Here is a 19,462-nt window from a genome sequence, read left to right as displayed (position 1 = left end):
CCTAGGGCGTGTCTGACAAAGATCGTCGGTCTGGTCGTCGAGGGTTGGGGTGTGTCCCGTTTCCAGATGCTCTCTGATGCCCAGTGGTCGCTGATCGAGGAGTTGCTGCCACAGCGGACGGGGCGGCAGGGTCGCCCGTTCGCCAATGCCCGGCTGATGGTCGAGGCGATCGTCTACCGGTATCGGACCGGGATCGCGTGGCGTGATCTTCCTGAGGTGTTCGGTCCGTGGCAGACGGTGTGGACGTGGCATCGCCGGATGGCCGGTGACGGCACGTGGGACACCGTGCTGGCCAAGCTGACCGCGGCCGCCGACTCCGCGGGCATGGTGGACTGGGCCGTGTCGGTCGACTCGACGATCGCGCGTGCGCATCAACACGCCACGAACGTCACCCGCCACACGGGGGGCTGGGTCGAATTACACGAAACCGGGCATCGAGCCGCCTGACCATGCGATCGGGCGTTCTCGCGGTGGTTTGAGCACCAAGGTCCATCAGCTCGTGGACGGCAACGGGCTGCCACTGGTGGTGCTGCTGACCGCGGGACAGGCCGGCGACTCACCGATGTTCCTGCCGCTGATGGAGCACCTGAAAGTCGCCCGCGCGGCCGGAAGGCCGCGGACCCGCCCCGATCTGGTCCGCGGGCACAAGGCCTACTCCTCCCGAGCGATCCGCGCCCACCTGCGCGACCGCAAGATCATCGCAGTGATCCCCGTCCCCGACGATCAGAAGGGCCACCGCCTGCGGCGGGGCTCAGCAGGCGGCCGGCCACCGAACTTCGACGCTGACACCTACCGAGGCCGCAACGTGATCGAACGACGCTACTGCGACCTGAAGCAATGGCGAGGCCTGGCGACCCGCTACGACAAACACGCTCTCACCTACCGCGCCGCCGTCGTGCTCAACGCCGTCATCGCTTGGACCAGGCATTTATCAGACATGCCCTAGGCCGTGCTTCTCCACGCGAACATTTCCTGCCGGCGACAAGAGGCTGATGAGAGTATCGCTTCGAGTCCGCCCACGGCCTCTTCGACGTAGAGGTCATATTGATTCCACGTGCCGTCGAGCGCGTGGATGCCGTCCGCGCCGGGCTGATCCATCGGCTGGTCGAAGGAGAACCATGAGAAACTGTTCCAGTTTGCGTGGTGCCGGCTCTTGGAAGCCTTGGCATGGTCAGACGAGCGTCCGGTGAACCGCCCGTAACCCAACGTCTTTCCGACGTAGTAGAGGGCGTTGTCTTGATAGAGAGCGTAGACGCCTCGTCCCGCCGAGAAGTCCGCGAGCGAGCGTGCGTCCCCACGACCGGCGCTCCACCCAAGCAGACGGCGACCTGCGACACGGTTCCACTCGTAGACCCCAAGGTCGCAGCCGATCCCGTACGCGCCGATCAGCATCGCCTCTCGCCTTCGGAAACGCCCATCTCCCCGATCACCCTTGCGCTGGCGCAGTCTCCCTCGCGCACGGATCTCACTCGACGTCATCCATCACGGGTCGGACTACGACAGCATCGTGCTCCCTACCAAAGCGGCTCCGGCGCCACGCGATATGGCTTGCCTCCTCGCTCACGAGTGGAGCGACCAACGAGTAGGCGTCGTCGATCTCAGCATCGGACAGTGGCCGCCCAGACGGGTGGGACGCCGTGCTTTCCACCGGTACTAGCCCCTCGCCCTCGAACCCGTACGCGATGCGCATCGAGCCCACGTCGAGCGATGAGCCTTGCAGCGCTGCGAACGCCTGTTTGGCCTCGAAGTCCAGCAACTTCTGCTCGGCAGCATCGCGAGCATCGAGGAGCGCCTGTCGTTGCGCGATGACCTCCGCGGGCAGCTGTTCCGCCGTCGGGCAGTAGGCGCCGTCGCCACGTCGGCAGTGATCTTGCGTGCAGGAGGTGTGCGACGACATCCGTGCCTTCTTTCGACGTTGTGGTGGTGCGGAGCTGGAAGGGCCGGGCACCGCAGTGCCCGGCCGTTCCCGCTGGATCAGCTGCAGCCGCTGGTGCTTCCGCAGCCCTCGCAGACGTGGCAGGAGCCGGCCGGGCGCATCTTGGTGCCGCAGGTCATGCACAGTGGGGAGTCGACCGCCGAGCCGGTGATCTGCTCGAGCAGCTCCGCGGAGGTGTGGGCCTCCGACGGGGCGGGCTTGGCCGTCTCGACCTGGAGCTCCGACGCTGCCGGGGCGACGTCGGCCTGGGTGGTCACTTCGGCTGCGGCCTGCTCCTTCAGCGACTCCGGGGCGGACTCGACGAGCTCGGCGGCCGTCGAGCCCTTGGAGACGGGCTGGTGGGAGCCGGTGTCGAGGTAGCGCTGACGCTCGTCGGCGGAGTAGATGCCGAGCGCGGAGCGGGTGTCGAAGTCGAGGTAGTCCAGCGCCAGGCGGCGGAAGACGTAGTCCATGATCGACTTGCTCATCCGCACGTCGGAGTCGTCGGTCAGGCCCGACGGCTCGAACTGCAGGTTCGTGAACTTGGAGACGTAGGTCTCCAGGGGCACGCCGTACTGCAGGCCGATCGACACCGCGATGGAGAAGGCGTCCATGACGCCCGAGAGCGTCGAGCCCTGCTTGCCGAGCTTGAGGAAGATCTCGCCCAGCTCGCCGTTCTCGTGCGCACCGGAGGTCATGTAGCCCTCGGCGCCGCCGACGCTGAAGCTCGTCGTGATCGACTGGCGCGACTTCGGCAGACGACGACGGATGGGCTTCTCCACCACGACCGTCTTGACCTCAGCCTCGCCGGCAGCCGCCGACGCCGCGGCCGACGTCTTGTCGTCCTGGCTCTTCTGGCTCGACAGCGGCTGACCGACCTTGCAGTTGTCGCGGTAGACCGCGAGCGCCTTCAGGCCGAGCTTCCAGCCCTGGAAGTAGACGTCGGCGATCTCCTCGACCGTGGACGACTCGGGCATGTTGACCGTCTTGGAGATCGCGCCGGACAGGAACGGCTGGGCCGCCGCCATCATCCGCACGTGGCCCATCGGCTTGATGGCCCGCTCCCCCACCGCGCAGTCGAAGACCTCGTAGTGCTCGGGCTTGAGGCCCGGGGCGTCGACGACGTGACCGTTCTCGGCGATGAACTCCATGATCGCCTCGATCGTCTCGCCGGTGTAGCCGAGCTTCTTCAGCGCCGACGGGACCGTCTGGTTGACGACCTGCATCGAGCCGCCACCGACGAGCTTCTTGAACTTGACCAGCGAGAAGTCAGGCTCGATGCCGGTGGTGTCGCAGTCCATCATGAAGCCGATCGTGCCAGTGGGAGCCAGCACCGACGCCTGGGCGTTGCGCCAGCCGTTCTTCTCACCGATCTTCAGGTTCTCGGCCCACTGCTTGGTGGCCTCGCGGTGCACCGCGATGTCCATGGCGTGCATGGTGCGGATGTCGTCGTTGGCCGCCAGGTGCTTGCGCATGATGCGCGTGTGCGGGGCGGCGTTCTGGGCGAACCCGTCGTAGGCGCCCACGACGCCGGCCATCTCCGCCGAGCGACGGTAGGACGTGCCCGTCATCAGCGACGTGATCGACGCGGCCAGCGCGCGGCCGCCGTCGGAGTCGTACGCCAGGCCCGAGGCCATCAGCAGCGCGCCGAGGTTGGCGTAGCCGATGCCCAGCTGGCGGTAGGCGCGGGTGGTCTCGCCGATCGGGTCGGTCGGGAAGTCGGCGAAGCAGATGGAGATGTCCATCGCGGTGATGATGAACTCCACCGCCTTGACGAACTCCGTGACCTTGAACGAGCCGTCGTCGGCCAAGAACTTCAGCAGGTTCAGGCTGGCGAGGTTGCAGCTGGAGTTGTCCAGGTGCATGTACTCGCTGCACGGGTTCGAGGCCGTGATGCGGCCCGTCTCCGGCGTGGTGTGCCAGTCGTTGATCGTGGAGTCGTACTGGATGCCGGGATCGGCGCACGCCCACGCGGCCTGGGCCATCTTGCCCCACAGCTCGTTCGCGTCGATCTCCTCGATGACCTCGCCGGTGGTGCGACCGCGCAGGCCGAAGGAGGTGTTCTCCTCGACCGCGCGCATGAACTCGTCGCTCACGCGGACGGAGTTGTTGGCGTTCTGGTACTGCACGGAGGTGATGTCGTCACCGCCGAGGTCCATGTCGAAGCCCGCGTCGCGCAGCACGCGGATCTTCTCCTCCTCCTTCTCCTTGGTCTCGACGAACTCCACGATGTCGGGGTGGTCGACGTCGAGCACGACCATCTTGGCCGCGCGACGCGTGGCGCCGCCGGACTTGATGGTGCCGGCCGACGCGTCCGCGCCGCGCATGAAGGAGACCGGGCCGGAGGCGGTGCCACCGGAGGAGCGCAGCAGCTCCTTGGACGAACGGATCCGCGAGAGGTTCAGGCCCGCGCCGGAGCCGCCCTTGAAGATCAGGCCCTCCTCGCGGTACCAGTTCAGGATCGAGTCCATGGAGTCATCCACCGCGAGGATGAAGCATGCACTGACCTGCTGAGGGCTGGAGGTGCCGACGTTGAACCAGACGGGGCTGTTGAAGCTGAAGTACTGGTGCAGGAGCATGAACGTCAGCTCGTGCTCGAAGATCTCCGCGTCGGTCTCGGAGGCGAAGTACCCGTGCTCGCGACCGGCCTTGACGTAGGTGAGCACGACGCGGTCGAGCAGCTGCTTGAGGCTGGACTCGCGCTGCTCGGTGCCGACGGCGCCACGGAAGTACTTGGTGGTGACGATGGTGGAGGCGTTGACGCTCCAGAAGTCGGGGAACTCCACGCCACGCTGCTCGAAGACGGTCTCGCCGGTCTTCCAGTTGGTCTGGACGACGTCGCGACGCTCCCACGTGACGGCGTCGTACGGGTGCACGCCCTCGGTGGTGAACACGCGCTCGATGGACAGGCGCGCGCCCTTGCCGGTCGCCTTCTTGGCGCCGCTCTTGCTGGTGGCCGAGCGCTGTGCGCCGCCGACTGTCTCCGTCATGACGTGCTCCTGTTTCGCGGTGGGTGCTGCTGATGTGTGAAGAAGATGGGGATCAGGTGGTGCGGGCGCGTTCCTCGGCAAGCTCGCCGTCGGCCGCCCGCGTCATGAGCCGGGCGATCTCGGCGGCGAAGTCGTCGACGGAGTCGAACGCCTTGTAGACGCTGGCGAAGCGCAGGTATGCGACCTCGTCGAGCGCCTTGAGGGGCTCCAGGACCGCGAGCCCGACCTCGTGCGCCGGCACCTCGGCCTGGCCGGAGGCGCGCAGCGCGTCCTCGACCTGCTGGCCCAGGCACGCGAGGTCGTCCTCGGAGACCGGTCGGCCCTTGCAGGCCTTGCGGACGCCGGCGACGGCCTTCTCGCGCGTGAACGGCTCGGTGGCGCCGGAGCGCTTGACCACGGTGAGCTGCATCTGCTCGATCGTGGTGAACCTCTTCTCGCAGGAGACGCACGAGCGACGGCGCCGGATGGCCCCGCCTTCGTCGGCCAGGCGGGAGTCCAGCACCTTGGTGTCGGTGTGCTTGCAGAACGGGCAGTGCATGGGTCCCTCCCTTGGGAAAACGTCGGGACGACGGTGTGGATTCCGTCGATTCCTGTGGATGAGGTGGATCATCTTGTGCACCTACATGTGGAGAACTACAACCGTGTAAGCACTAGATGTAGTGGCTACCGTATGCCTCGTGACGTGCCCACGCAAGCGAGTCTGATGCTTCGTGCTGACATTTCTGGACGGCCCCGCGTTTGCGCAGGTCAGGGGCGACCGAGGCCCGTGAAACCACCCTCGCGACGGCGTGGCGCACGCCCTCCCGAGCGCGTCGACCGCGTCTCGACGGCTCGCGCGGTCCTGTTTGCGACTCCGTGGCCCGGGTACGCCTGCGCGGTCCGTTCCGTCGCGCCGCAGAAGTCGTCATGACCGTCCGCAAGAAGCTGCAGGAGACCGCCGCCAAGGCCGTGGAGTCCGTCCAGGACGCCCTCACCCCCGACACCCCGCCGGGCCGACCCGGCCCCGTGCCGCCGCCGCTGGAGGAGCCGACCGAGCCGCACGACCCGCTCCCCCGCAAGCCCGACCAGCAGGCGCCCGACGCCCGCTCGGCGACCGGCGGACCGAGCGACGACCGTGCTCAGCAGGGCGCCTACGTCACCACTGCCCAGGGCGTGCGCGTCTCCTCGACCGATCACTCCCTGCGCGCCGGCGCCCGCGGCCCGACGCTGCTGCAGGACCACCACCTGCGCGAGAAGGTCATGCACTTCGACCACGAGCGCATCCCCGAGCGCGTCGTCCACGCCCGCGGGGCCGCCGCCCACGGCACGTTCGTCGCCAACGGTGCGGCGAGCAGCGTCACCAGCGCCGGGTTCCTCGCCGAGGGCGTCGAGACGCCGGTGTTCGTGCGCTTCTCCACCGTCCTCGGCTCGCGTGGCTCCGCGGACACCGTCCGCGACACCCGCGGCTTCGCCACGAAGTTCTACACCGCCGACGGCACCTTCGACCTCGTCGGCAACAACATTCCCGTGTTCTTCATCCAGGACGGCATCAAGTTCCCCGACGTCATCCACGCCGGCAAGCCGCACCCTGACCGCGAGATCCCGCAGGCACAGAGCGCGCACGACACGTTCTGGGACTTCGTCTCCCTGCACACCGAGGCCACCCACCACACCATCTGGAACATGTCCGACCGCGGCATCCCGCGCTCGTACCGGATGATGGAGGGCTTCGGCGTCCACACGTTCCGCCTCGTCGCCGCCGACGGCACCACGACGCTGGTCAAGTTCCACTGGAAGCCGCGCCTCGGCGTGCACTCCCTGACGTGGGAGGAGGCGCAGATGGCCGCCGGCGTCGACCCCGACTTCCACCGTCGCGACCTCGCCGACGCCATCGAGTCCGGCGCGCACCCGCAGTGGGACCTCGGGATCCAAACCTTCCCCGACACCCCCGAGCAGACGTTCGAGGGCATCGACCTGCTCGACCCCACCAAGATCGTGCCCGAAGAGCTCGCCCCCGTGCAGCCGATCGGCACGCTGACGCTGACCCACAACCCGACGAACTACTTCGCCGAGACCGAGCAGGTCGCCTTCCACACCGGCCACCTCGTGCCCGGCATCGACATCACTGACGACCCGCTGCTCGCGGCGCGCAACTTCTCCTACCTCGACACACAGCTGACGCGCCTGGGTGGGCCGAACTTCGCGCAGATCCCCATCAACCGCCCGCACGCGCCGGTCAACGACATGCAGCGCGACGGGTTCCACCAGCACGCCGTGCACGAGGGCGTCGCGCCGTACCGGCCGAACACGCTCGACGGCGGGTGCCCGTTCATCGCCGGGGAGGACGTCAGCCGCTACGTCGAGGCGCCGGTGACGGTGCCGGAGGCGGCCAAGGTGCGCGCCGACCCGACGTCGCCGACGGCGGCGATCTCCTTCGACGACCACTACACCCAGCCGCGGCAGTTCTACCTGAGCATGACGCCCGTCGAGCGCACCCACATCGCGCAGGCGTACACCTTCGAGCTGGGCAAGTGCTACGAGCAGGCGATCAAGGAACGGGCGCTGCGCACGCTGGCGAACATCGACACCGACCTGTGCCTGACCGTCGCCAACGGTCTCGGCCTGGAGCCGCCGACCACCGGCGCGCTCGAGCAGCCCGAGCCGAGCCCGGCGCTGTCGCAGGTCGGCGGCGCCTGGCCCGTCGACGGTCGCCTCGTCGGCATCCTCGTCGACTCCGGCGGATCGCTCGAGGGCGTCCGCGCCGCCCGCGACGCCGTGGCCGACGCCGGCATGGTGCCGCTGGTCGTCAGCGACCGCGGCGGCGTGCTCGACGACGGCGACGGCGAGCCGATGGCCGTCCAGCGCACGTACACGACCGTTCGCTCGATCGAGCTCGACGCGGTCCTCGTCGCCGGACCGCTCCCGCCCGGACCGGACGCCGTGCAGGCGCTCGACGCGGAGGCCGGCGCTCCACCGCCGGCCGACGGTGCGGGAACCGGCCCCCAGGCCCAGCGCCTCGACCCGCGCATGGCCCTGCTGCTCGGGGAGATGCACCGCCACGCCAAGGCCATCGGTGGCTGGGGGCAGGCCGAAGCGGTCCTCGCCGCCGCCGGACTGAACCCCAGCGGCGCGGGCGTCGTCATCGGCGACGACGGCGCGCAGTCCGTGGACACCCTGATCGGCGTGCTGGCCGGGCACCGGGTGTGGGAGCGGTTCCCGCCGCCGGCGCTGTGAGCCGCGAACCGCGAGGGCCCGAGGTCAGGACGGATCCGGGCCCTCGCGGGACGTCCCACCGAAACGGGCCGGGCGCACCATGGCCTCCGACACCCCACCGGAGGCGCCGGACCCGGTGACCGGCACGTCGATTAACGTCTCCCTCAGCGGCGACGACGAGCGGATCCGCGAGTACTGGGACGGGCTCGCCGAGGGTGCCGACGTCGTCGTCCCGCTCGGCCCGGCGCCCTGGGGCGACGAGCTCGGCCGGCTCGACGACCGCTTCGGCGTCGCCTGGCTGGTCGACCTCGCCATCAGGCGAACGGTGCCGACGTCAGCGCCGCGCCCCGGTTCGCGCCCTCGGGGGCGTCGCGGCCCCGTTGCTAGGATCCTGGTTCGTCCCGATCCCGACGGAAGGTCGCCATGCCCCGGCCCGTGTCCCCCTGGTCCCGTGCACGCGATGCCGCAGACACCGCGTCGCCGTTCGCTGCGAGCGTCCTGCGTCGTGGTGCGGCGGGTCTCGCCGTGGGCGTGCTCGTGCTGGCCGGTTGCACCGGCGGCGGCACGGACGTTCCGGAGGAGGTGCCCACCCCGGCCGAGGCCGAGGACGCCGACGAGCCCACCGGCGACGCCCTGCAGCGCATCACCGAGCTCGACGCCATCAGCCTGCGTGGCCTCGAGCTGCCCGACGTGCCCGAGGGCATGGACCCCGTCGACGTGCGCACCGCCGCCGACACCGTCCGGGCCCTCGCCGTCGACGCCTTCACCAACCGGACGCTGTGGGCCGAGAGCCCGACCAGCGAGGTGCAACGCACCCACCTCGGCATCGGCGGGCCCACCTTCGCCGAGCAGGTCGAGACCAGTCCGCTGCTCGCCGACGGCCCTCCGACCGCACAGCTGTTCGTCTCCCTCTTCGACGCCGAGGCCCAACCGGTCGAGCTGCCCGTCGTGGTGAGCGCGGACTGGCAGGTCACCGAGGCCGCTGCCGAGGACGTCGACCCGGACGAGGAGCCCGGCGACGCAGGGAGCCCCGACGAGGCCGCCGGCACCCCCGCTCCGCTGGTGACGCTCGAGGTGCACGCGGTCTACTACGTCGGTGACGTCGACGAGCCGCGCATCGTGCTCATGCGCCGCACGATCGGCATCGGCGGGAACGACCTCGGCCGCATCGACGCGCCGAAGACGTGGCTCGTCGACACCGACCTCGTCGGCGCCGACGAGTGCGCCTTCTACACCGACGGCTTCGTGCGGCCTACCGAGGAGGAAGTGCCGGCCGTGGAGTACCTGCGCTTTCTCGAGGAGGTCGAATCCGAGGAGCAGGACGCCGCACTGACCGCCATGACACCGCTGGCGGACCTGCGCGCCGCGGCGTGCGACTGAGGGCGAGCGTCCTCGGCCGACGTGGCCCTCAGGTCTGCGGTGAGGGCCGACGCACCCGCAGGTAGGCCAGCGCGGCGTCGACGAGCTGGTGTGCCGACGCCTCGGCACGACCCGCGCTCAGCAGGGCGTGACGCCTCAGCAGCGACGGGTCGGCGCCGGACAGTCGGACGGTGTCGGCGTCCTCGTCGACCCACCGCGCATAGGTCTGCGGCGTCACCTCAGGGTGGAACTGCCACGCGATGGCCGGGGTGCCGAGGCTCTCGTCGGTGAAGCACTGCGGACCGAACCAGCTGCTGCCGAGGACACGGGCCTGCTGCGGCGGCACCATGACGTCGCGGTGGAACTGCGCCCAGGGACCCTCGGGGCACAGGACCGGGTCGACGGTGTCGACCCGCTTGAACCCCACCTCGGGGTCGTCGCCCCGGTAGGAGGTGCCGCCGAGGGCGCGGGCGAGGACCTGCGCGCCGAAGCAGATGCCCATCACCGGGGTGCCGGCGCGCAGCGCCGCACGGACGAGCGCCTCCTCGGCCTCGACCGACGCCTGCCAGCGAGGCTCGTGGGCGCCGCGCTCGGAGCCGAGCAGCAGCACGAGGGCCGACTCGCCGAGATCGGTGAAGACCGGCAGCTCGTCGCGGTCGAGCCACTCGGGGCGGTAGCCGAGCTGGGTCAGCCGAGCGACGACGTACCCGCCGTCGCGATCGGTGTCGTCGGCCACGACGTGGAAGCGCATGGCGTCATCATGCCCGTCCGCTCGTCGCCTCGACGCGCGCAGGGTCGGGACCGCCGGCTGCGGGGACGTCACGCCTGCGGCGGCAAAGGTGAACCCGACAGAGAGCCCGATCCGCGCACGACAACGGACACGGTGAGGGGTGCGGACCGCTCGGGCCGCACCCCTCACAGCGTTCTCGAGTGCCTCACTCGTAGACGGGCACCGCGAGCTCGCGGCCCATCTGCAGGGCACCGGCGCTGGAGAGCGCGTTCATGCGCATGATGTCGTCGACCGTGCGGCGCGGGTCGCCCGTGGGGTTGGCCTCGACGGCGATCTGCCAGAGGGTCTGGCCCGGCTGGACCGTCACGACCGTGGTGGCCGGGACGTCGCCCCGCTCACCGGAGGCGACGACCGACGGGCCGAGGGCCACGACGGCGAAGGCGATGACGGCGAGGGCCGCTGCCAGCACGACGAGGCGACCGCGACGCGTCAGGCGCACCGCGCCGGCGGAGCCGGAGGTCGAGGAGATGGGCCGCGTCGACGTGCGGGGCGCAGTGGTGAAGTGGCCGGGAGCGAGGGTGATGGTGCTCATGGGTGCCTCCGTGGGGAAGGGAACGGGTGCTGTGGAGTGAGGTGTCCGACCGAGGTCCGCGATGTCACTCGATCCGGGCCGCGGGGTGGTGCGACGGGGAACAGACGTTCGATCGAACACGTGTACGACACTACGACAGACCTCGGACAAAAACAGCCCCGAATCGAACGCGGGAGCGACATCGACCCCATCAGGCCTGGAATCGCGGGCAGAAATTTTTCGCAAGAAGTTTCGCGAGGCGTGTTCACGACACGCCGATCGAACAGATGTTTGGATCTGTCCGTGGAGGTCGTTACGGTGATCACATGAGCGACGACACGAAGACCTCCGACTCCCCCGAGGCTGGTACGCCAGCGGGCACGACCGCCCAGGCACCCCGCCGCGGCCGCCCGAAGGGTTCCAAGAACTCCCCGCGCGAGCTGCCCGACGGTCCGGTCGACGAGATGACCGGCCTGACCGAGCGGCAGCAGAAGATCCTCGTCTTCCTGCGCGAGATGATCGAGAAGCACGGCTACCCGCCCAGCATGCGCGAGATCGGTGTCGCCGTCGGCCTGGCCAGCACGTCCTCGGTCGCGCACCAGCTGCGCGTCCTGGAGCGTCTGGGCTACGTCCGGCGCGACCCGAACCGGCCGCGTGCCCTGGAGATCTTCCTGCCCGAGGTCCTCAAGGCCCGTCGCACGCTCGGTCCGGCCGAGGAGGACGAGGCCGACTCCACCGGCATCGGCGACGCCCGCCCCGCCGCCACGTACGTCCCGATGGTCGGCACGATCGCCGCCGGCGGGCCGATCCTCGCCGAGGAGCGGGTCGAGGACGTCCTTCCCCTTCCTGCCTCCATCGTCGGCGACGGCACCCTGTTCCTGCTGCAGGTCCAGGGCGACTCGATGATCGACGCGGCGATCTGCGAGGGCGACTTCGTCGTCGTGCGCCAGCAGCCGATGGCCGAGAACGGCGAGATCGTGGCCGCCATGCTCGACGGCGAGGCCACCGTCAAGACGTTCCAGCGCAAGGACGGCGCCACCTGGCTGATGCCGCACAACGAGAACTACTCCCCGATCGACGGCACCCACGCCACCATCTTGGGCAAGGTCACCGCGGTCCTTCGTCGTCTCTGACCCGGGGGCCGACCAGCGCAGGGCGTCAGCCCTGACCCACCGACCGCGACGTCAGGACTCGTCGAGTCGTCGCAGCGCGCCGAGCACGGCGTCGCGGTCGGTGGTGCGCCACATCGGCGGCAGGGACGCTGCCAGGAACGACCCGTACCGGGCGGTGACCAGTCGGGGGTCCAGGACCGCCACGACCCCGCGGTCGTCGGCGCGGCGGATCAACCGCCCGGCTCCCTGGGCCAGCAGCAGCGCGGCATGGCTCGCCGCGACGCTCATGAACCCGTTGCCCCCGCGCTTCTCGACCAGACGCTGGCGGGCGCTCATGAGTGGGTCGTCCGGGCGCGGGAACGGCACCCGGTCGATGATCACCAGCTGACACGTCGAGCCCGGCAGGTCGACGCCCTGCCACAGGCTCAACGTGCCGAACAGGCAGGTGGAGTCCGTCACCGCGAATCGCCGCGCCAGCTCCGGCAGCTGCGCGTCGCCCTGGCACCAGATGTCGAGGTCCGGGAGTCGCTCGCGCGTCGCCGCGGCAGCGGCCTCGGCGGCCCGGCGCGAGGAGAACAGCCCGAGGGTGCGTCCGCCGGCGGCCTCGACGAGCGCGGCGATCTCGTCCAGCTGCGCCTCCTGCAGCCCGTCGCGGCCCGGAGCCGGCAGGTGCTTGGCGACGTAGAGGATGCCCTGGCGGCCGTAGTCGAAGGGCGAGCCGACGTCGATGCCGCGCCACGACTCCTCGTCCCCGGCAGGCAGGCCGAGCGAGACCGCCAGCGGGTCGAACCCGCCGCCGAGGGTCAGCGTGGCCGAGGTCAGCACGACGGTCTTCTCGGCGAACAGTCGGTCGCGCAGCGCGAGGGAGACGTCGATCGGCGCGATGCGCAGCAGCGGCGCGCCGCTGCGCGTCTCTGCCACCCACAGCACCTCCGTCTCCTTGCCCGCAGCCATCCGCTCGGCGATCGTGCGCAGCTCCTCCAGCTGCGCCTTGGCCTGCTGACGGCCGGCGTCCTCACCGTCCTTCTCGTCGGCGGGCTTGACCAGCGCGGAGACCACGTTGCGGGCCGCGTCGCGCACCATCGCGAGGGCCTCGGACAGCGCCTCCTCCGCTCGCTCGATCCGACCCACCTGCGTGTGGCTCAACGCGTCACCGAGCGCGTCGGCGGCCTCGGTGAGGTCGTCGACGGCACGGTCGGCACGTTCGCCCCGCACCTGCGAGCGGGCGCGCCGCGCCGCGCGCTCGACGGCGCCCGCGTCGAGCTCCGCGGTGGCAGCCTGCGTGACGCGCGCGGCCAGCTCGTGGGCCTCGTCGACGACCACGGCGTCGTACTCGGGCAACATCGGGACGCCGTCGATCGCGTCGATCGCCAGCAGCGCGTGGTTGGTGACGACGACGTCGGCCTGCGCGGCGTCGTCGCGGGCACGCTCGGCGAAGCACTCCTCGGCGTAGGAGCAGCGGGTGGCGCCCAGACACTCGCGGTGGTTGACGCTGATCTGGCGCCACGCCCGCTCGGAGTGCGCGGGGGCGGAGTCGCGGTCGCCGACACTCTCCTTCTCGGCCTGGTCCTCGGCCCAGCGGCGCAGCGTCACGACCTCCGCGCCCAGCTCGCCCTCGGGCACCTCCACGAGCACCCCCTGGTCGTCCGGGACGCCCTCGCGCACCCGGTGCAGGCAGGCGTAGTTGGCCCGGCCCTTGACCACCGCGCAGTGCGGCACCTCGGCACCGACCGAGGCAGCGGCCGACCGCAGCGCGGGGATGTCGCGCTCGATGAGCTGGTGCTGCAGGGCGAGCGTCGCCGTCGCGATCACGACCCGCTCGCCGTGCAGCATGCTCGGCACGAGGTAGCCGAGGGACTTGCCGGTGCCCGTCCCCGCCTGCACCAGCAGGTGTCGCTCCTGGTCCAGCGCCTCCGCGACGGTCTCGGCCATCGTCACCTGGCCGGGCCGTTCGCTGCCGCCGACGGCGTCGACGGCGGCGTCGAGGACGGTACGCACGGTGGGCCGCACGGTCGGAGCAGTCGTCGGCTCAGGCATGCACGGAAGCCTAGGTCAGCACCCGCGTGACCCGGCCCGGGCGTCCACAGCGCAGCAGGCGACGAGGGCCGCTCAGGCGTGCTGCAGCTGGTGCGCGAGGTCCTCGGGCACCCGCGCCACGAGGTGGGTGCCGTGAGCGCCGTGCTCCAGCGTCTCGATGTCGCCCTGCTCGTGCACCTGGCTGAGGAGGTCGCCGCGGGCGTACGGGACGACGAGGTCGACGAGCACCGCAGGGCGCGGCAGGTCCGCCTCGACCGCCAGGAGGAGCTCCTCGATGCCCTCCCCCGTGCGCGCACTGACGAGCACCGCGTGCGGCTCGGCCGCCAGGAGCTCCTTGACGGCGAGCTCGTCGGCGGCGTCGGCCTTGTTGACGACGATGATCTCCGGCACCCCCGTGGCGCCGATGTCGGCGAAGACCTCCCGCACCGCCGCGACCTGGCCGCGAGGGTCGGGATGGGAGCCGTCGACGACGTGCAGGACGAGGTCGGCGTCGGCCACCTCCTCCAGCGTGGACCGGAACGCCTCGACGAGCTGGTGCGGCAGGTGGCGGACGAACCCGACGGTGTCGCTGAGGGTGTAGACGCGACCGTCGGAGGTCTGGGTGCGGCGTGTCGTCGGATCCAGCGTGGCGAACAGGGCGTCCTCGACGAGCACCCCGGCGCGCGTGAGCCGGTTGAGCAGGCTGGACTTGCCGGCGTTGGTGTAGCCCGCGATGACGACGGCCGGGACGCCGTGACGACGACGCTGCGCCTTCTTGATGTCGCGCGTGACGCGCAGGTCCTTGAGCTCGCGGCGCAGCACGGCCATGCGCGCCTGGATGCGCCGACGGTCGGTCTCGAGCTTGGTCTCGCCGGGGCCACGACCACCGATGCCCTCACCGCCGGCCGCGCGGCCACCGGCCTGACGCGACAGGTTGCCGCCCCAGCCGCGCAGGCGCTGGGTCTGGTACTGCAGCTGGGCCAGCTCGACCTGCGCCTTGCCCTCGGAGCTCTTGGCGTGCTGGGCGAAGATGTCGAGGATCAGCGCGGTGCGGTCGACGACCTTGACCTTGGTGCGGTCCTCGAGGTTGCGCAGCTGGCTGGGCGCGAGCTCGCCGTCGCAGATGACGGTGTCGGCGCCGCTGGCCTCGACCGCCTCCTTGAGCTCGAGCACCTTGCCGCTGCCGATGTAGGTGGCCGGGTCGGGGCGCTGGCGACGCTGGATCATCGCGTCGAGGACCTCCGAGCCGGCGGTCTCGGCGAGCAGCTTCAGCTCGGCCAAGGAGTTCTCGGCGTCCTGCGCGGTGCCCTCGGTCCAGACGCCCACCAGCACGACGCGCTCGAGGCGCAGCTGGCGGTACTCGACCTCGGTGATGTCCTCGAGCTCGGTGCGCAGGCCCGCGACCCGGCGCAGCGACTGGCGCTCGGCGAGGTCGAGCCCGGTGGTCTCGATGTCGTCGGCATCGCTCATGCCATCCACTCCATCTCGCCGCGGGCCACGATGACGGCAGGGCCGGTGAGGACGAGGCCGTCGTCGTCGCGCCAGGTCACGTGCAGGATGCCGCCGGGCACGTCGACCCGGTAGGTCGCGGGGCGCTCGACGCCGTCGAGGCGTGCGGCGGTCAGGCCGACGGCGCAGGCGCCGGTGCCGCACGAGAGCGTCTCCCCCGAGCCGCGCTCGTGCACGCGCATGGCGACGTGCGCGGGCCCGACGCGACGGACGAACTCGACGTTGACCCCGTCGGGGTAGGTCTCGGGGTCGTGCTCGGGCGCCTCCAGCAGGGGCCCGGCCTGGGCGAGGTCGTCGACGAAGACCACCGCGTGCGGGTTGCCGGTGCGGACGTCGTGGGCCTCCCAGACGCGCTCGCCGGCGCGGACCTTGGAGAAGCCGCGCACCTCGCCCCTGCCCATGTCGACGCTGATCTCACCGTCGGGCAGCGGGGTGACGTGCTTGTCGCCGTCGCGGGTGCCGATGACGAACGGGGCCTCCGGCACGAGCTCCTCGTCGATGAGGTGTCGGGCCAGCACGCGGATGCCGTTGCCGCACATCTCGCTGACCGAGCCGTCGGCGTTGCGGTAGTCCATGAACCACTCGCCGTCGCTGGGCATACCGAGTGCGGCGGACCGGATCACTCGGATGACGCCGTCGGCGCCGATGCCCGCCCGACGGTCGCACAAGGCGGCGACGAGCTCCGCGGAGAGCTCGCCGTGGCGCTGCCCGTCATGGTCAGGGAGCAGCACGAAGTCGTTGAGGGTTCCGTGCCCCTTGAGCCATGGAAAGGTCATTCGACCAGTCTACGCGCGTCCGCCAGGCTGGTCCGAACCGTCGGTGCCGCGCAGCCGGTTCGTCTCGACGACCGCGACGGCGTCCTCGACCAGGCTCGGGCTGTCGAACGGCATCCAGGTGATGCGCGGGTCCTTGCGGAACAGTCGGTCCTGGCGCCGCGCGAACGCCGACGTCGCCCTTGCCGTGGTGGCGCGCGCCTGCTCCTCGCTGAGCTCCCCGTCGAGCTGGGCGGCGGCCTGCGCGTACCCCAGGGCCCGGGCCGCGGTCGGGGCGTCGTCGAGGCCCTGCTCCCGGAGCCGTCGGACCTCCTCGAGCAGGCCCGCCTCCCACATCGCGTCGACACGCTCGGTGATGCGGACGTCGAGGACCTCGCGCGGGACGTCGAGGCCGATCATCCTCACCGGACCCACCACGGAACGGTGTGGCGGCATCGTCGCGCGGAACGGGCGTCCGGTGATCTCGGTGACCTCGAGGGCCCGCACGAGACGACGCCCGTTGCTGGGCAGGATGTGCGCGGCCGCCTCGGGGGCGACCCGCGCGAGCTCCGCGTGCAGCGCCTCGGCGCCCTCGGCCTCCAGCCGCGCGGCGTACCGGGCCCGCACGTCGGGATCGGTGCCAGGGAAGTCCAGCTCGTCGACGACGGCCCGCACGTACAGCGACGACCCTCCGACGAGGACCGGCACCACACCACGGCCGCGGCAGTCGGCCACGACGGCACGTGCCTGTTCCTGGAAGGCGGCCACCGACGCGGCCTCGGCGACGTCGAGCACGTCGATGAGGTGGTGCGGGACGCCACGACGCTCACCGGGCGGCGTCGTCGCCGTGCCGATGTCCATACCGCGGTACAGCTGCAGGGCGTCGGCGTTGACGACCTCGCCCCCGAGCCGCAGGCACAGCTCCACCGCGAGCCTCGACTTGCCCGAGGCCGTCGGACCGACGACGACGACCAGCGGCACGGCGGACTCCATGGCGAGAAGTCTCCCAGTCTCCTCGCCCCTTCCCCCGTCCGGTCGGCGCGCCTGTTCCTGATGGGCGTCGGACGTCCGCAGTAGGCTCGAGCCAGCCACCCGCGCGGGTGCGAGAAGGAGGCATGTCATGGGATTCATCGACCGGTTCAGGACGCTGGACACCACGGAGCTCAAGGCCAAGGCCGCCGAGCTCGCCCGCGAGCACCACTCCACGATCGACTCCGGCATCGACAAGGCCGCGGGGCTGGCCGACAAGGCCACCAAGGGCAAGCACGGCGACACGGTCTCGAAGGCGGCCGCCAAGGCCAAGGACGTCGTCGACGACGTCAGCGACGACGGTCGCGGGCGCGGCGGGCGTCCGGCCGGCTGAGGCTCAGCCGAGGTCCCAGGCCGCCACCCAGTAGCCGACGCCGAACGGCGCACTATGGTGCAGCAGATCCGCGCGGCGCTCGGCGGTGCGCGGCAGGGTCGTCGCCGCACGCGCCAGGACGCCGAGCGTCGTGACACCGCCGGCGCCGAGCTCGTCGGCCAGCTCCTCGTCGAGCGCGGCGAGCACCGTGAGGTCGGCCGCGGCCAGGGCGTCGGCCACGAGCTCGTCGAACGGCTCACCGCGCTCGTCGAAGGGTCGCGGTGCTCGATCCGTGCGGCACGTGGTGCCGTCCACGAGGGCCAGCACGGCATCGGCCTCGGCCACGGCGACCTCGTCGTCCGCCGCGACGTAGCGGCGTCGTCCCGTCCAGCCAGCGTCGTCGAGGAGCCACGCTCCCACCGTCTGGTCGCGCGAGAGCACCGGGTCCGCTCCCCCCGCGTGCACGTCGTGCCCGTAGCTGCCCAACGTGCCGCCGGCGGACTCGTCGGTCGCGGCCGCGTCGGCCGACGCGGTCACCACGGTGACCGTCTCGACGCCGGGCCGGACCAGGCTCAGCGCGGCCTCCCGCGCCGCGCCACGCACCGGTTCGAGCTCGGGCAGGGCACGTGGGTCGAAGGCCGGCAGCAGCAGCGGGGTCCGAGGGACGACGGCGACTCTCACCCCCCGAGCGTAGGGCCGTCCTGCCGAGCCGGCCGGGCATCGTCGTGACACCATGGCGTCCGTGAGCCAGCCGCCCCCGGTGACGTACCCGCCACCGGTCCAGCGGTGGCGCTTCGCCGAGCCGCCCGTGCGTCGCCGCTGGTTCTGGGTGGCCGTGATCGCCGGGCCCGCGGCCACCGTGACGATGGTCGTCGCGTTCGCCGCGATGATCGCCCTCGACGCCCGCGACGCGCCCGGCCTCATCGACGACCCCGAGGTGATGTCCGTCGTCGACGCCGAGTGCCGGTCGATGACCTCCACGGTCGAGGGACTGCCCCTGCAGGGGGATGCGGGTGCGCAGGCTCGCCGGGTCCTCGACCAGAACTCCGCCGTGAAGCAGATGGTCGAGGCCGTGCGCGACCTCGGCGAGGACGTCCTGGCCCGTGACCGGCCCACGGCGCAGTGGCTCGAGGACTGGGAGCGTCTCGTCGAGGCCCGTGCGACGTTCGCCCGCGACCTCGCCACGGAAGATCGCGCCGCGCTCGACGTGCCGCGCGTCGACGGTCAGCGCATCACCGAGCGCATGGACGAGGCGATGCTGCTCATCGAGTGCGTCGTGCCCGAGGAGCTCACCGAACCGGTCTTCGCCGACAGCCGCTCGATCTGACCTGCCCGCCCGAGGCTGGTCAGGACCGCGCTGCGGCCTTCATCGCCTTCTTGTGCTCGCGCACCTTCTGCAGCGACTCCGGGTCGACGACGTCGGCCACGGACCGGTACCCCTTGCGGCTGTAGTCGCCGGCCACGGTGGTCCAGCCGCGCGGCTTGACGTCGAGCTGCTTGGCCAGCAGCGCGACGAAGATCTTGGCCTTCTGCTCCCCGAAGCCGGGCAGCGCGGTGAGCCGGCCGAACAGCGCCTCGCCGGTCCTGGCCTCGGTCCAGATGCGGGACGCGTCGCCGTCGTAGTCGTCGGCGACCACCCGCGCGAGCGCCTGGATGCGCCCGGCCATGGACCGGCCGTAGCGGTGGATGGCCGGCGGCGTGGCGCACAGGTCGGCGAACTCCTCGGGATCGGCGTCGGCGATGCGCGCCGGGTCGAGCGTGCCGAACCGCTCGAGCACCTTGGCGGGCCCGGCGAACGCCCGCTCCATCGGGAACTGCTGGTCCAGCAGCATGCCGGTGAGCAGCGCGAAGGGGTCGTCGGTGAGCACGCGGTCGGCGTCGGCGTCCTGGGCGATCTGGAGGGCCATGCGACCGATCATCCCACGGGCGCCGCGCCCCCACCGGCCGCGCCCGAGCCCCCGATCGGTGCCTGAG

At 71.1% G+C, this 19,462-nt stretch carries 19 protein-coding genes; 7 read left to right on the top strand and 12 right to left on the bottom strand.

Annotated elements, in window-relative coordinates; translation table 11 throughout:
• The first annotated feature begins 51 nt into the window (after window positions 1–51).
• Both ABD213_RS15095 and ABD213_RS10150 read left to right on the top strand, forming a co-directional pair.
• Window positions 52–447 (top strand): IS5 family transposase, encoded by a 396-nt coding sequence (locus ABD213_RS15095; protein WP_425546051.1) that lies wholly within the window; start codon window positions 52–54, stop codon window positions 445–447.
• Window positions 365–946, top strand: coding sequence for an IS5 family transposase (locus ABD213_RS10150; protein ID WP_425546050.1), 582 nt, complete (start codon window positions 365–367; stop codon window positions 944–946). The genes ABD213_RS15095 and ABD213_RS10150 overlap by 83 nt, the downstream gene beginning before the upstream one ends.
• Here ABD213_RS10150 and ABD213_RS10145 read toward each other — a convergent pair.
• From ABD213_RS10145 to nrdR, 4 genes are all read right to left on the bottom strand, one after another.
• Window positions 943–1,392 (bottom strand): GIY-YIG nuclease family protein, encoded by a 450-nt coding sequence (locus ABD213_RS10145; protein ID WP_344327618.1) that lies wholly within the window; start codon window positions 1,390–1,392, stop codon window positions 943–945. The two genes, ABD213_RS10150 and ABD213_RS10145, sit on opposite strands and share 4 nt — an antisense overlap.
• A 73-nt stretch (window positions 1,393–1,465) precedes the next feature.
• A complete protein-coding gene (locus ABD213_RS10140) occupies window positions 1,466–1,897 on the bottom strand; it encodes a hypothetical protein (RefSeq protein WP_344327614.1) in 432 nt (143 codons plus the stop codon).
• 77 nt (window positions 1,898–1,974) lie between these two features.
• A complete protein-coding gene (locus ABD213_RS10135; protein WP_344327610.1) occupies window positions 1,975–4,905 on the bottom strand; it encodes a vitamin B12-dependent ribonucleotide reductase in 2,931 nt (976 codons plus the stop codon).
• Between the two features lie 52 nt (window positions 4,906–4,957).
• Window positions 4,958–5,443 carry a transcriptional regulator NrdR gene (gene nrdR / locus ABD213_RS10130; RefSeq protein WP_344327605.1) on the bottom strand — a complete coding sequence of 162 codons (486 nt, stop codon included), beginning with the start codon at window positions 5,441–5,443 and terminating at the stop codon, window positions 4,958–4,960.
• 368 nt (window positions 5,444–5,811) lie between these two features.
• Here nrdR and ABD213_RS10125 point away from each other — a divergent pair, with 368 nt between their 5' ends.
• A complete protein-coding gene (locus ABD213_RS10125; protein WP_344327600.1) occupies window positions 5,812–8,118 on the top strand; it encodes a catalase in 2,307 nt (768 codons plus the stop codon).
• 414 nt (window positions 8,119–8,532) lie between these two features.
• Window positions 8,533–9,477: a hypothetical protein gene (locus ABD213_RS10120; protein ID WP_344327595.1), complete on the top strand. Its 945-nt coding sequence runs from the start codon at window positions 8,533–8,535 to the stop codon at window positions 9,475–9,477.
• A 28-nt stretch (window positions 9,478–9,505) separates the two neighbouring features.
• On the opposite strand, the gene ABD213_RS10115 is transcribed toward ABD213_RS10120, so the two are convergent.
• Window positions 9,506–10,207, bottom strand: a complete 702-nt coding sequence (locus tag ABD213_RS10115) for a type 1 glutamine amidotransferase (protein WP_344327592.1) — start codon at window positions 10,205–10,207, stop codon at window positions 9,506–9,508.
• A gap of 184 nt (window positions 10,208–10,391) precedes the next feature.
• A complete protein-coding gene (locus ABD213_RS10110; RefSeq protein WP_344327588.1) occupies window positions 10,392–10,778 on the bottom strand; it encodes a LysM peptidoglycan-binding domain-containing protein in 387 nt (128 codons plus the stop codon).
• A gap of 305 nt (window positions 10,779–11,083) precedes the next feature.
• On the opposite strand from ABD213_RS10110, the gene lexA reads away from it, so the two are divergent.
• Entirely contained in the window at window positions 11,084–11,890 is an 807-nt protein-coding gene (lexA, locus tag ABD213_RS10105; protein ID WP_344327585.1) for a transcriptional repressor LexA, read from the top strand.
• Window positions 11,891–11,941: 51 nt separating this feature from the next.
• Here lexA and ABD213_RS10100 read toward each other — a convergent pair whose 3' ends face one another.
• From ABD213_RS10100 to miaA, 4 genes are all read right to left on the bottom strand, one after another.
• Complete coding sequence (locus ABD213_RS10100) at window positions 11,942–13,906, bottom strand: ATP-dependent DNA helicase (protein ID WP_344327576.1); 1,965 nt, start codon at window positions 13,904–13,906, stop codon at window positions 11,942–11,944.
• Window positions 13,907–13,978: 72 nt separating this feature from the next.
• Window positions 13,979–15,355 (bottom strand): GTPase HflX, encoded by a 1,377-nt coding sequence (gene hflX, locus ABD213_RS10095; protein ID WP_344327573.1) that lies wholly within the window; start codon window positions 15,353–15,355, stop codon window positions 13,979–13,981.
• Window positions 15,352–16,170, bottom strand: coding sequence for a diaminopimelate epimerase (gene dapF / locus ABD213_RS10090; RefSeq protein WP_344327563.1), 819 nt, complete (start codon window positions 16,168–16,170; stop codon window positions 15,352–15,354). Before dapF ends, hflX begins: the two co-directional genes overlap by 4 nt.
• A gap of 9 nt (window positions 16,171–16,179) precedes the next feature.
• Window positions 16,180–17,139: a tRNA (adenosine(37)-N6)-dimethylallyltransferase MiaA gene (gene miaA / locus ABD213_RS10085; RefSeq protein WP_344327560.1), complete on the bottom strand. Its 960-nt coding sequence runs from the start codon at window positions 17,137–17,139 to the stop codon at window positions 16,180–16,182.
• Window positions 17,140–17,266: 127 nt separating this feature from the next.
• Here miaA and ABD213_RS10080 point away from each other — a divergent pair, with 127 nt between their 5' ends.
• On the top strand, window positions 17,267–17,509 hold the full coding sequence (locus ABD213_RS10080) for an antitoxin (protein WP_344327557.1): 243 nt from the start codon (window positions 17,267–17,269) through the stop codon (window positions 17,507–17,509).
• Window positions 17,510–17,512: 3 nt separating this feature from the next.
• Here ABD213_RS10080 and ABD213_RS10075 read toward each other — a convergent pair whose 3' ends face one another.
• Window positions 17,513–18,169 (bottom strand): class III extradiol ring-cleavage dioxygenase family protein, encoded by a 657-nt coding sequence (locus ABD213_RS10075; protein ID WP_344327555.1) that lies wholly within the window; start codon window positions 18,167–18,169, stop codon window positions 17,513–17,515.
• Window positions 18,170–18,230: 61 nt separating this feature from the next.
• Here ABD213_RS10075 and ABD213_RS10070 point away from each other — a divergent pair, with 61 nt between their 5' ends.
• Complete coding sequence (locus tag ABD213_RS10070) at window positions 18,231–18,815, top strand: hypothetical protein (RefSeq protein WP_344327554.1); 585 nt, start codon at window positions 18,231–18,233, stop codon at window positions 18,813–18,815.
• Window positions 18,816–18,834: 19 nt separating this feature from the next.
• Here ABD213_RS10070 and ABD213_RS10065 read toward each other — a convergent pair whose 3' ends face one another.
• Complete coding sequence (locus ABD213_RS10065) at window positions 18,835–19,395, bottom strand: HhH-GPD-type base excision DNA repair protein (protein WP_344327551.1); 561 nt, start codon at window positions 19,393–19,395, stop codon at window positions 18,835–18,837.
• Between the last annotated feature and the right edge of the window lie 67 nt (window positions 19,396–19,462).

This window comes from Aeromicrobium halocynthiae (genome assembly GCF_039531385.1).
Classification (GTDB): domain Bacteria; phylum Actinomycetota; class Actinomycetes; order Propionibacteriales; family Nocardioidaceae; genus Aeromicrobium; species Aeromicrobium halocynthiae.
This window is presented reverse-complemented; position numbering and strand designations above follow the sequence as displayed.